Here is a 13124-nt window from a genome sequence, read left to right on the forward strand (position 1 = left end):
AGACATTAAAACATCATTGCCATCATATACTGATCCTGAAAATCGCTTCTTGCCGCAAGCTCGATATGCTCGATTCTTCTTGCCGCCACCTCTGCTTCTTCTTTGCTTCTTTCTGAAAGGAGAATCATGGAAGCGCCGATACCTGCGGAATTTCCAAGAGAGTAAATCTTTTCCTCTGCAATTTTCGGTAGCAGACCGATATTGATTGCACTGGTGTTTCTGATGTAGTTGCCGAAAGCACCTGCGATACTGATTTTTTCAAGAGTATCTTTGGTAATCCCGATTTCTTTCATCATGATCGTAATGCCAGCAGAAATAGCCGCCTTTGCAAGCTGCACTTCTCTGACGTCCTTCTGTGTGATAACTACATCACTTTTGCCGTCTTTACTAAAGTATAACACAAAATCATTGGACTTGTCGTCCTCTTTTATATGTTTCAGGATATTTTCTGAAATGCCCTTCTTTGCCAGCTTTTCTCTTCCAAGAAGTCTGCCTGATTTATCCACGATACCGGTACGAATCAGCTCACCTACAGCATCGATAATGCCGGATCCGCAAATACCGATTGGCTCTGCATCGCCAATAACCGCAATCTCTACACGATCCTTTAGAATGTCCACTCTCTCAATGGCGCCTCTTGCAGCACGCATACCCTGTTTGATGGAACTTCCCTCAAAAGCAGGTCCTGCCGCTGTGGAGCAAGCTACCGCTCTTCCGTTTCCGGTCAGTACGATTTCACCGTTGGTGCCGATATCGATAAAAAGGTGTCCTTTATCGCAGTCCATCAAATCGTTTGTGATAATGCCCGCTGTAATATCGGAGCCCACATGACCTGCAATATTGCCAGCCACGTGCACCTGCGCATCTTTATGCCCTGTCAGCGCCAGCTCTTCGCATCTTGCAGAGAGACCTTCAGTAAATACTGGTGTAAACGGCGATACCGCCAGCTGGGCAGGATTTACACCGAGGAAAATATGGCTCATTGTCGTATTGCCTACTACCACGTACTGATATATATTTGCAGGGTTAAAGTGGTGCTCCGCAGCAAAGCCTTCCACCGCCTTATTGATACAATCGATAATAACATCGTGGATCACATCCAGATTGCCTTCTTTTTCCATTACAAACGTGATTCTGGAAATAACATCAGCGCCGTATGCCCCCTGCGGGTTAGTAGATGCAGAAACATCCATCATCTCACCTGTCTGTACATTCCAAAGCATAACAACTGCTGTAGTCGTACCAATATCCACTGCAACGCCGTAATTTTCAGAAGTGGTGTCTCCAGCTTCCAAATCAATCATTTCATCGCCGCGAAGAGTTGCTGTAACCAGATTGCCAGCTTTAAGCACTTCCGGGATTTTTTTCGTTACAGAAAAAGTACAGCTGAGGTTTTCAAAGCCCAGCGCTTCAATCATTCTCTCCGCATCGCTTCTCTGATCGTTGATGTCAGACGCCTGCACTTCCACACAGATTTTTTCTACCTGCGGCACTTTTTCAAAGCCTTCCGGCAGATGAATCAGCTTTTTCTTTCTGGAAGCTGTAGTTTCAGACTCCGGCATTTCGATGATCATGCCCTCAGATACGGGATGACAGCATGCCAGTCTCCACCCTGCCTCAATTTCATTTTCAGACAGTTTGTGGTGATGGTCATTTACGGTCTGTCTATCGCCTTCAATAATCTTTACTTTGCACTTTCCGCAGGTTCCCATACCTGCACAGTTTCCGTCTATATTTACGCCGGCTTTCACCGCTGCCTGCAAAATGGTTTCGCCAGCTTCTGCTTCCCAAGTTATGTTCTGTGGTAAAAAAGTAATTTTCATAGCTACCTCCCTCTAATTCGTCTCAGCTTCCGCTCTAACTGCACAAAATTGACATCCAGAAGCATTGCCCCTACACTGCATACACTCCGGTTCTGCCTTTACGCCCTGCCTGTTCAGCACCAAATATAAGCCCGCACAGGTTTTCTGCGGAATCATCAGTCCGCTGTCCTTCACCCAAACCCCGATAGAAGCCCCGTCCAATATATTAAAAAATTTCTTGGATTCTATGACCGGCATACCGAAATATCCCGGACCAAACTCATCGGATAAATACAGATCTCGCTTTGGAAACCTCTGCTTCAAATCCTCTAGAAGTCTTGTTTTCAAGATTTCAACGCCAGCGTCTACATAATTCGTTCCCCAAATATCAGCATATAAAAAATCCATTATATTTTCTTCACTGGAAAAAAGACATTCACCAACGGTGAGCATATAGAAGTAAACACCCTCTACCCACTCTTTGGGAATCTGTTCGAAATAGTTGCAGTAGATTTGCGTATCTCCTATTTGCACCTTGCTGTCGTGATAAACTTCACTGCCATAATACGACACCAGGGCATCGATTTTGATGCCGTCTATCCCCTTGTTTCTCACATCCATGCCCATCTTCATCATGCGCTGATGCTTTTCGGTTTCCAGATTAAAACCGCAAGTTCTGATAAAGCGCTTCTCTGCCAGAGGATACGCTTTCGCCTCTTCTATAGATATTTTTTGATTTTTCATACCTTGCCTCGCTGAACAAAATAATAAGGTGATAGACCACCGGCCTACCACCTTACCAATCATTCAAAGTGATTTATTTCTTTAATTTAGCCTGTGCTTCTTTTACAGATGCAACTAATTCATCCTTGGAAGGGATGATGGAAATATATTTCTGCTCACCGTTAATGCACATAGTCGGCAGATTTGCAATGCCCATCTTTCTGGTTCTTGCGATATCATCTTTGATGAAGTATTTGTATACTCTGTATTCTGCCATATCCTTCAGATCATCCCAGTTATCTTCTACGGAAGCCAGCATGTAGGTGCAGGCTGCGCACTGTTCAGGGTCGAGCAGGAACAACTCGATGAGAACCTTATCCAGGTTTTCATAGTCAGGAATTTCGATGTTGGAATCATCGATGACAGTTTCGTAGTTTTTAATTAATTCTCTGGTGCTGTCAGGATTCTTCACTGCCTGTGCGCAAGCGATTGTATTTTCAATCGGTGTATCATAAGGCATGTCGCATCCCGGAGCAATAATCAGGTTCTTATGGTTATCAATGGAGTCAATCAGGTCAATAACACCCTTCATGTTGTCTTCCTGATTACCGTGCAGCATGGTAGTAGTAAGAGGAATGTTACCACCAATAGTAACGTTGTACTGGTCAGTAACTTTCTTAGCTTCTGCCAAGTTAACGTTTTCGTCAACAGAAACGCCATCCGGGTTCATCTTGCACATTACTTCGATCTGCTTAGTAGCATTACCACATACGAAGAATGCAGAGTAAGCACCTCTGGATCTTACATAGTCAAATACTGCTTTGAATCCATCAGACAGCATCTTTTCGATGTGCTTAGGGGATACCTGGGATACCAGCGGGTCAACGACTGCGATAACATCCATACCAGCATCGATGTACATCTTAGCCATAGCGATGGAAACCTCAGCACAATAGTTTACCAGTTCCTTTACGTAGTTGGAGTCACCTACCATATCCATAAAGATATCAGTTCCACGCAGGTGAGATGCTAAAGTGAATGGTCCGCAAATCAGACCATACAGAGCAGTATCTTCACCAATTGCTTCTTTGACTCTTCTCATAGCAGACAGAATCATAGGAAGTCTGCCGTCATTTTCTGTAGGAATCTTGCATTTGCAAGGGATAGTCTTTTCTGCTGCCAGCGGATGGCTCTTTACTGAAGGCGGATTGTTCTCAGCCCACATCAGGTCACATCCCAGAATTTCTGCTTCAACCTGCAGATCGAAGATGACAGGAAGTCCATCCGGTGTATATAATTTGTTTGCTTCAATCAAGCATTCTACCAATTTGTCTTCATCTCTTAAAACTTCTTCTGCAGTGTAGCCCTTCAGTTTACCAACGTGCACACCTGCAAAAGGCACCCAAGGAAGTTCCTTGGTTTCTTCATGTCTCAGCGCCTGAAAAATAAGTTCTTTGCCCATTTTATTTTCCTCCACATTTACGAATTCTTTTCTTGCTCTTCTTTTTCTTTCATAAGCTGAAGTGCTACCTTAACCGCTTCAATGGCATCTTCACTGTAGCCGCTGGCACCAATTTTCTTAGCCCAGCGCGGTGTGCACGGCGCTCCTCCAACCATGGTAATAAAGCTTTCTTTTTCGCCGGTTTCCATCAGAAGCTTCTCCAGCTTCTTCTGCTCTGTCATAGTAGAGGTGAGCAGCGCACTGGTGCCTATAATATCTGCTTTATATCGTCTGGCCTCTTCAATAATCGTCTCAACGGGAACTTCACACCCAAGATCGATTACCTCAAATCCCGCTGTCCGCAAGGTGGAAGCCACGATACCTTTGCCTATATCATGTACATCACCCGCTACGGTAGCCAGTAAGATTCTTCCTCTTTTCTCAGGAACCGGTCTTTCATTTTCATTTAATAAATTTAGAATTGTGTTTGTCACACTCTTCATCACTTCTGCCGCGTAGATCAATTCAGGCAGAGACAGAGCACCTCTATCAAATAGTGAACCTATCTCGTCATTGCCGGCACCAAACCCAGACAGCAGTAAATCCAGGAGATCAAATTCTGCGTTCTTTGCCTCCTCGATAATACGCAGAGCTTTTGCCTCATCAGCATCAACAATGGCATCTTTCGCTCTTCTGAATAAATCCTGCTTATCCAAATATGCGCCTCCTTTACATACGTGTGAATAGAAAAATAACAAATTTATAGTCTTTCTTATTCTATCACACAAATTTAGAATTTGCTATAGAATTTTCGTAAGATTATTCTCTGTTTTCTGCTGATTATTTTAGCAGCTGCGTTTTATCTTCACATATCTTATCATATTGCAACAGGTTACTGAATTTGAACTATTCTAAAATTCAGTAATTTCAAGTTTAATAATATGGAATAGGCTTACTCCTTGCAAACCTATTCCATTTTATATTTTTTGTAATTTGAGTCGTCCACTCAATCAGACTGTTGTTTTGCGTCCAGCCTACTCCTTGCAGACTGTTCGATCAAAGAAACTTCTGATTATTTAATGCCGGCTCTTTCTTTGAATCTTTCAACGGAGTTGATCTTGATGTCAAGAACTTCTGCGATTCTGAACTTAGCTGCCATACCGTTGTTTTCTTCTGCGCAAGGCTCAACGTGTGTCAGACCAAGACCAAGGTCAGTTCTCTTATCGGTCATAGTCACGATGTCATGTAATTCATCGAGAGATACGCCGAGTTTTTCAGCTACATACGCTTTGGCTTCGTCGATTTTCATCTTTTCAGCAAGCTGCATACGTAATACCAGATCTCCGGCAGTACGAACGCCGCCCATACCAGCACAAATTGAGTGTGTAGCTTCAGCTCCTACAGGGTCACCTACGCCTACCTAGAACCCGTCGACTTTGCCTATTTCTACTAAGGCTTTGTCGGCTCTGGAAATCATATCAGAAGGCATATTTTCTACCATTGGAACGCCGCATACACCCATACCAACGTTTGCGTGTACCGGAATGTTTGCAACAGCAGTACAAGCTTTGATGAATGTGCAAACTCTTGCAATGTTCCAAGGGAAAGTCTTGTTGCAGTTGGTGTTTACTACTGCACCAAAGATGCTTGCGCCAGCTTTTTCTACCAGTTTAACCTGGTCATGCGGATAAAGACCAGCCAGTCTCTTTCCGTCGTATTTCAGTTTGCCGTGCATACCCAGTACGAATTCGCCCGCCATACCGATTTCAACGCCCATATCTGGGAACTGTTTTTTAATCTCTTCGCAAGCCTGCAGAGCAGCTAAGAAGTCTGCGTCGCCAGCAGCTCCGGAAGTATCTAAGTTGATACCATCAGCACCAACATCGTACATCTGTTTTGCAACGTATACGATATCTTTTACTGCGTGCGGAATTGCATCTTCCTGCGCAGCCATTGCTTCTTTGATCTGTCCCAGCGGCAACAGTTCTGCCCAGTTTTCTACAGGACCATCTGGTTTCGTGTAGAAACCAAGGTTAGTCATAGCACCGTAGAACAACGGCATAGTACTGATGTTCAAAGCCTGCTTCAGCGCACCAGCTTCACGCTGTGCAACACCTTTTGCAGTCTTGTAGTTGTAGTCGGAGTTACCAACGTCTACAGAGTCAACACCCAGACATCTTTCGTAAATGAGAACTTCGTTATCTTTTACGATAGGAATCTGGCTCTTGATGTTCAATTTGTAAGCACCGGAGTCATTGGTCAATACAATCTGTTTTCCAGGTTCTACACCAACGATGCTGCCCGGCATTGTGATGATATCGTAAAGATGCTCGACTTCTTCATCAGTAAGAGGGTCAATTTTGCCTCTCTTTACAGCATCTGCAATACCTTCAGCCATGTCCGCACGGATTTCGGCTTCTGTCATATATACGACGGAACCGTCACCCATACGGGTAAAGTATTTCTTTTCTTCAGCCATATCGAATCCTTCCTTTCCTGTGATATTCATTTGAAAAAAAATCTTAAACGGGATTAGTGTTTCTTCGCTTCAAACTTAGCTAATTCTTCAGCTTCTTCTTCCCCTTCAACTACGATGTCATGAATCCTCTTCTTAACATCTTCTGGAAGTGGTTCTGGCTTATAATTTTCTAAGATGTCGATTGCCTTAGCTCTGGTCGCTTCGGTCATCGTCATAGCGCCTTTCTTTTCCCAGGTTTCTCTCTGTGTACGGTCGATGTACTGTGTCGTAGACAGTTCCTGTCTCATGTACTTTCTGGTATGCTTATGTGCTAAGTAATTGTTAGCAGGTCCTACTGCTTTAATTACGTCAAGCGCCATTGTATCCTGGTTTACAGGAATTCCCTGCAGAATTCTTCTCGTCATTCTTACGATTTCTGCGTCGGTCAACAGCTGTTCATAGCTCATGGTCATACCCATTTCCATCATACCCATACCATAGATGACGTTACTTCCTGTCAGTGCAGGCAGCATGTTAGTCATGGTCTTTTCATGTCCTAACTGTACGTCAAAGCACTTGCCGTCAGCCTATGTACCGCCTACATTGGTAGGAATTCCATAGTAGTGACCCAGCTGACCTACAGCTGCGGAACACATTGCGTGCTCAGGTGCACCTACAGGTGACTGTGCAGTCTTCATATCCATGATTGTAGTAGAAGATCCGTAGAGAATCTTGTTTCCTGGATTTACAATCTGTGCAAGTACGATACCTCCCAGGATTTCTGCGTTGGTGCAAACCAGAGTGCCTGCAAGAGTTGCCGGTGTGGTAGCACCACAAAGTCCCATGGACAGAATATCGATTGGCAGACCGTGTCTAGCGGACAGAATGATAATGCTGGTTTCATTTTCATTGATTTCCAGCGGGCTGTTTGGGCAAGCACCCATCGCAACGATCGGTCTTTCTCTCAGCTTATCATAACCGCCCTGAATGGCAGCAGCCATATCGATAAATCTCTGTGTATTCTTTACACCCTCAAGGTCGTGTGCAAAGTTCTTGGTCAGGTTGTTGAATACAACTTCTGCTTCGTGCAGGGAACGAACCTTCTGGTTTACATCACCTGCGGTTACAGCGATAGAGAATACGTCGATTTCTGGAATCGCGTCAATAAATCTTGCTACATTCCCCAGGTCTTCTTTGGTGGATTCTCTCAGTTCTCCTGTGTAAGGGTCAAAGATGAATACGCCTGTACCAAAGTTCTTATATGCAACTTTCTTACCACCGATCAAAGTATCTTTGTCAGGAGTTCTACCGCAAAGAGTGAACTCTGCAGGACACTTTTCGATTGCATCGTTTACCAGATTTCTAGGGAATTTTACTCTGTCGTTTTCGTAATCAACTTCACAGCCAGCGCCGGCTAAGATGTCTAACGCTTCTTTTCCATGCATCTGAAGGCCGTAGTCTTCCATCAGCTGGAGGGTCGCTTCGTGAAGTGCGTCTAAATCATCATTGGATAAAATGTTATATCCTGTGATGTCAGTTTCGTGGATAAATTTACCCATCTCACTTACCTCCAATATTTATTCAGTTACTATCAGTTACGGTTGTCCGGCTTACAGTTTTGCAATCCAGTCCATGATGAAGTTTACTGTATCGGAAGCGTCTTCGCAATAAGCGTCAGCACCGATTTTTTCTGCCCAACGATTGGTTACAGGAGCGCCACCTACCATAGTCTTAACTTTATCTCTGATGCCAGCTTCTTTCAGCGCATCTTCGATGTCCTTCTGTACTGTCATTGTAGTAGTTAAAAGAGCAGAGCTTCCTACAAATTCAGCGTTGTGCTCGATTGCAGCATCAACAAAGTTCTGTGCAGGAACTTCTCTTCCCAGGTCAATCACTTCTACACCGTTGGTCTTAACCAGGGATGCAACGATACCTTTACCGATGTCGTGTACGTCTCCTTCTACAGTACCGATTACTAAAGTACCAGCGGATTTAACTTCGGACATGTCCATTTTTCCTTCGATTTCAGCACTTACTGCCTTCATAACTTCTGTTGCAAAAATCAGTTCTGGCAGGAAGATTTCTCCCATTCCGAACAGGTCGCCTAATTCCTTCATACCTGCGGAATATCCGTCGCTCAGTAATTCAACCAGATCTACACCTTCAGCTTCAGCTTCAGCCAGGGCTTCCATAGCGATATCTTCGTCAGCTTCAACGATTGACTGCTTTGCTTTTTCCATGATTGCTTCTTTGCTCATTCTTGTTACCTCCAAATTATTAATTAAAAACTAAAATAATAAAGACTATGCTTTTTATACTCTCATTGTACAGGTTTTAAACGAGTGCGGTATATAGAACTTTTTAGAAATTTTAGTACTATTTTTGTCACCCTCAAAAAAGTAATATTTTTATATTTCTTTGCCGCCTTATATAAATTGGAATTGTTTTTACTTTCTGCCTGTGCTATAATGTGAATGAAAATTTTTATAAAAAATTGTATATTTTTTACATAATGTGAAACCGACGAAAGGGAGTGTATTTGTTATGAAAAACTTTGTAATTCCAAGCCTTGACACACCCAATGCAGAAACTTTGTCAGAGTACTTGAATACTTCTTTAGAAGCTTTTTCAGATATTACAGACATACCTGTTACCTATTTTAACAACCACGACCAAATTATAAAAGAATTCAAAACTGAAGATAAAATTTGTAATATCTTCAGTATTTATAAAAAAGAAGACAGTCCGTGTCGAAAGAACCTAGCTTCCGCCGGACAATTTGCCTCTCGTCTCGGAGAACCCTATATCTTTCTTTGCAAAGCCGGTCTTGCTAACATCGCAATTTCACTGATTATCGACGAAGTATTCGCCGGTTATTTCGTTGCAGGTCCTGTTATCATGGGGGAACTCCGAAACAGCACTGCATCTAGCTTCGCCAACCTCAATGCGCTGGACGAGCAGGCTGCCGCTATGGCAAAGATGTTCGCAGGCAAGATGAAAGTATATCATCCTAGTCAGATTTCACAAATTGCACTGCTGTTTTACAATTGTATCATCACATCAGTATCTGGCAGCGACGATTACAGTGCACTGCGCAACCAATACAGTGAGCAGAATAAGATTAATATCGACATTCAACACTATAAAAAAGAGCATCTCACTGTAGAATACCCTTACGACTTAGAAAAAGTCCTAATCGACAATGTCAGCAACGGACAGGTTGCTGCCGCAAAAGAAAATGTAGCCAAACTGCTCAGCACCTTCTCCATTTTGGAAGCGGGCAATATGGAAGGAATCAAGGCAAAAGTTCTCTGGCTCTTTGCCATCATTATCCGAATCGCCAGCGAAAGCGACAGCAATCTCAATCAGGTCATCGACACCGACCTTGACATCATCAACAGACTCAGCGAAACTGACAGCTACAATGAGCTGCTTTCTGTATCAGAGTCTCTAATCGAGATGATTACAAAGAACATGCTGACTTCTATTTATAATGGACGTTCCCAGATAGTAACCAAAGCACTGCAGTTCATCAACAAAAACTACAAGGAGAAAATTTCCCTAAAGGACATCGAGACCAATCTCCATGTCAACTCCTCTTACTTTTCCACCCTGTTCAAACAAGAAATGGGGGTTACTTTTACTGATTATCTTAACACCTTAAAGATAGAACATGCATGCAATCTTTTGGCAAATACCAATTTAAGCATTATCGATGTTTCCTTGTCCACAGGTTTTGATGACCAGAGCTATTTCACCAAAGTATTTAAAAAAGCCAAGGGCATGACACCGAAAGCTTATCGTGCCGCCCACGGCATAGTGGAAGAAATTTAAGGGCTGGCAACTAACAGCTAGTTACAACCGGAGCAACTGAGCATGGGGCGGTCATAGTTAGCGGAAATGCATATATTTGCAAAAATCCCCCAAAATATGCACAGCGCTCTGCATATATTTTGAAAAAATCCTTAAAATATGTACATTTAAAGCTGGAAAAGGACGATTTTTCTGTTTCTTTGCCAGCTTTCTCCGTTTTTGCGATGTCATTATGCATATAAGAAGTGTTTCCTACAAAAATATGCACACGATTGTGCATATTACCGGCAAAATCACTAAAAATATGCACGTTCTCTCACAACAAAGAGTTCCGCGGACGCCCCACGGCGCCCATCTGCAAAAGTCCAAAAGCCGCCGGCATAACCACCGGCGGCTCATTTTAAATATGTATTAAATTTTTTCCTGCGACTTTTGCAGGAACGCGCGGGTGCGCGCAGACTTTGGATGGTCAAAGACTTCCTCTGGCGTGCCCATTTCTTCAATGAGTCCATCCGCCATAAAGATGACTTTATCCGCCACGCTTCTGGCAAACTCCATCTCGTGGGTAACAACAATCATAGTGCTGTCACTGCCTTTGAGTCCTTTGATTACTTTCAGTACCTCGCCAGTCAGTTCCGGATCCAGCGCCGACGTCGGCTCGTCGAAACACAAAATATCTGGATCCATCACCAGAGCGCGAGCAATTGCCACACGCTGCTGCTGTCCGCCAGAGAGCTGGCAAGGATAGTTTTCCAGCTTATCGGTCAAACCGACCCGTTCAATGGTTTTGAGCGCATGTTCTTTAATGTCTGCCGCCGTGCTGATCTTCAAAAGTTCCGGCGCCAAGGTTACGTTGCGCAGCACGTTATACTGCGGAAACAGGTTGAAAGACTGAAATACCAAACCGAAGTGAAGCCGGTTCTTTCTGATTTCGGCTTCGTTATAACGATTGGTCACGCCGCCCTCATAAATCACCTCTCCGCCAACGGAAATAGTTCCCTCATCTGCATACTCAAGGAAGTTCAAACAGCGAAGCAGCGTAGTCTTTCCGCCGCCGGAAGAGCCGATAATTGCCAAAACCTCGCCCTTTTCCAGAAAAAAATCGATGCCTTTGAGAACACTGACTTTGCCAAAGCTCTTTTTCAGATTCTTGACTTCTAAAATCGACATATCCTTTCCTCCTTAACTTTCAAAATAGCTCAGTTTCTTTTCCAGAGCGTTAAATGCCAGCACCAGAATGCCGCTGAATACCAGATAAAATACACCGGTCATCAGAAGCGGCCAAATGATACCGCTGCTCTTGATAAATGCCTGTCCTGCCCAAATCAGCTCGTAAACCGCAATGACGCGGGCCAGGGAAGTATCTTTAACAAGGTTAATCAGTTCGTTCCCCATAGGCGGTATGATTCTCTTGATTACCTGCAGCAGCACAATTTTGAAGAAAATCTGCCGTTTGGTAAGACCAAGCACCTGACCTGCCTCGTACTGTCCCTTGGAAATACTTTCGATGCCGCCTCTGTAAATCTCAGAAAAGTAGCAGGCATAGTTAAAGATGAAAGCAACCAGCGCAGCAATGAATCTGCCTGCATTGCTGCCGCCCCAGAGGTTATTTCCAAACATCAGACCCGGACCGTAATAAATTACAATCAGCTGCAGCAAAAGCGGCGTTCCTCTGACAATCCAGACAACCGTTCTGGAAAGCACCTTGATTACCCTGATTCTGCTCATAGAGGTAAAAGCAATCAAAAGTCCCAGAGGAAGCGACCCAATCAGCGTCAGCACAAATAATTTAATTGTGACTAAAAATCCACTGGACAGCGCCAGCATTACTTCCTGCATCATAATTTCTATAAACTTCCTTTATTTCTGTTCGATGATAGATTCCTGTACACCGTACTTCTTAGCGATTTCCATCATAGTGCCGTCAGCATAGCTGTCCTTAAAGAACTGATTTAAAGCTTCCACAAGGTCGGATTCCGGACGGAATGCCACGCCATATTCTTCGTTATTCAGCTGTACAGTGTAAGTCAAATCTTCGTAGCTGGTGCCTTCGCCAATCATAGCGCCCGCCATAATCAGGTCGATAACGCAAGCATCAGATGTGCCTGCAGATACTTCCATGAGAGCGTCAGCCTGTGTCTGCACGGCAGTCACCTCAAAGTCCATGCCTTTCAGCGTCTTTTCTCCTGCAGAACCTGCTTCTGCAGCAAAGGTCAGACCCTGCAAATCTTCTTCAGACTGAATCTGATCTGCTTTCTCTTTCTTAACAACTACTACCTGACCATTCTTGCAGTAAGGATTGGTAGTGCCCAGGGCAGAAGTTACTTCGTCTATAAGGGTCATGCCGTTCCAAACCACGTCAATGCTCTTGCCTTTAATCTCAGCAATCTTGTTGTCCCAGTCAATGACAGTGAATTCCACATCTACGCCCAGGCTCTCCGCAAAGGCTTTTGCCATATCTGCATCAAAGCCGATCCAGTCGCCGTTTTCGTCTTTGTAATCCATCGGTTCATATTCAGTAATACCGACAACCAATGTACCCTTTTCCTTTACATACTCCATATCGGACTGGGCATCGTCTGCGCCGCATGCTGCCATGACAAAAGTCATCACCAATGCCATCATTAAAATAAATACTTTCTTAAAATTTTTCATGTCGTAAATTTCCTTTCTTAAACGTATCATTACTATGATACTCTACTTTGATAAAGTAGTAAAGGACTTTTTTCAAAACTTGACGTTTTTTTAAATTTCATATTGTAAGTAATTATCCTCGTAGGTCAATATCTATCAAGCCCTACTCTCACAATAATTAAAGAATCACCATCATATCAAAACTTCAGATACAATGATGACTCTTTTTAAAATTTACTGATTACACTATGAT

9 protein-coding genes and 2 pseudogenes are annotated in these 13124 nt (G+C 43.5%); 1 reads left to right on the top strand and 10 read right to left on the bottom strand.

Going from position 1 to position 13124, the window contains the following annotated elements; all coding sequences use genetic code 11:
* Positions 1-5: 5 nt before the first annotated feature.
* The 7 genes and pseudogenes from D1151_RS13180 to D1151_RS13220 all read right to left on the bottom strand — a co-directional run bounded on the left by D1151_RS13180 (position 6) and on the right by D1151_RS13220 (position 8682).
* Complete coding sequence (locus D1151_RS13180) at positions 6-1823, bottom strand: ASKHA domain-containing protein (RefSeq protein ID WP_161909205.1); 1818 nt, start codon at positions 1821-1823, stop codon at positions 6-8.
* A 12-nt stretch (positions 1824-1835) separates the two neighbouring features.
* Positions 1836-2546 carry a hypothetical protein gene (locus D1151_RS13185; protein WP_160200599.1) on the bottom strand — a complete coding sequence of 237 codons (711 nt, stop codon included), beginning with the start codon at positions 2544-2546 and terminating at the stop codon, positions 1836-1838.
* A 73-nt stretch (positions 2547-2619) separates the two neighbouring features.
* Positions 2620-3987: a uroporphyrinogen decarboxylase family protein gene (locus D1151_RS13190; protein WP_160200600.1), complete on the bottom strand. Its 1368-nt coding sequence runs from the start codon at positions 3985-3987 to the stop codon at positions 2620-2622.
* A gap of 17 nt (positions 3988-4004) precedes the next feature.
* Entirely contained in the window at positions 4005-4682 is a 678-nt protein-coding gene (locus tag D1151_RS13195) for a B12-binding domain-containing protein (protein WP_160200601.1), read from the bottom strand.
* 356 nt (positions 4683-5038) lie between these two features.
* Positions 5039-6475 (bottom strand): annotated as a pseudogene (gene mtbB / locus D1151_RS13205) ([dimethylamine--corrinoid protein] Co-methyltransferase).
* 23 nt (positions 6476-6498) lie between these two features.
* A pseudogene (locus D1151_RS13215) lies at positions 6499-7983 on the bottom strand (trimethylamine methyltransferase family protein).
* 51 nt (positions 7984-8034) lie between these two features.
* A complete protein-coding gene (locus tag D1151_RS13220) occupies positions 8035-8682 on the bottom strand; it encodes a B12-binding domain-containing protein (RefSeq protein WP_160200605.1) in 648 nt (215 codons plus the stop codon).
* Between the two features lie 286 nt (positions 8683-8968).
* Here D1151_RS13220 and D1151_RS13225 point away from each other — a divergent pair, with 286 nt between their 5' ends.
* Complete coding sequence (locus D1151_RS13225) at positions 8969-10258, top strand: AraC family transcriptional regulator (RefSeq protein ID WP_161909207.1); 1290 nt, start codon at positions 8969-8971, stop codon at positions 10256-10258.
* Positions 10259-10648: 390 nt separating this feature from the next.
* Here D1151_RS13225 and D1151_RS13230 read toward each other — a convergent pair whose 3' ends face one another.
* From D1151_RS13230 to D1151_RS13240, 3 genes are read right to left on the bottom strand one after another with little or no spacing between them, the layout of a single operon-like run.
* A complete protein-coding gene (locus D1151_RS13230) occupies positions 10649-11407 on the bottom strand; it encodes an amino acid ABC transporter ATP-binding protein (RefSeq protein ID WP_161909208.1) in 759 nt (252 codons plus the stop codon).
* A gap of 12 nt (positions 11408-11419) precedes the next feature.
* Positions 11420-12079 (bottom strand): amino acid ABC transporter permease, encoded by a 660-nt coding sequence (locus D1151_RS13235; protein WP_161909209.1) that lies wholly within the window; start codon positions 12077-12079, stop codon positions 11420-11422.
* A gap of 18 nt (positions 12080-12097) precedes the next feature.
* On the bottom strand, positions 12098-12892 hold the full coding sequence (locus tag D1151_RS13240) for a transporter substrate-binding domain-containing protein (protein WP_161909210.1): 795 nt from the start codon (positions 12890-12892) through the stop codon (positions 12098-12100).
* Positions 12893-13124 lie beyond the last annotated feature (232 nt).

The organism is Emergencia sp. 1XD21-10 (genome assembly GCF_009936045.1).
Lineage (GTDB): Bacteria > Bacillota > Clostridia > Peptostreptococcales > Anaerovoracaceae > Senimuribacter > Senimuribacter intestinalis.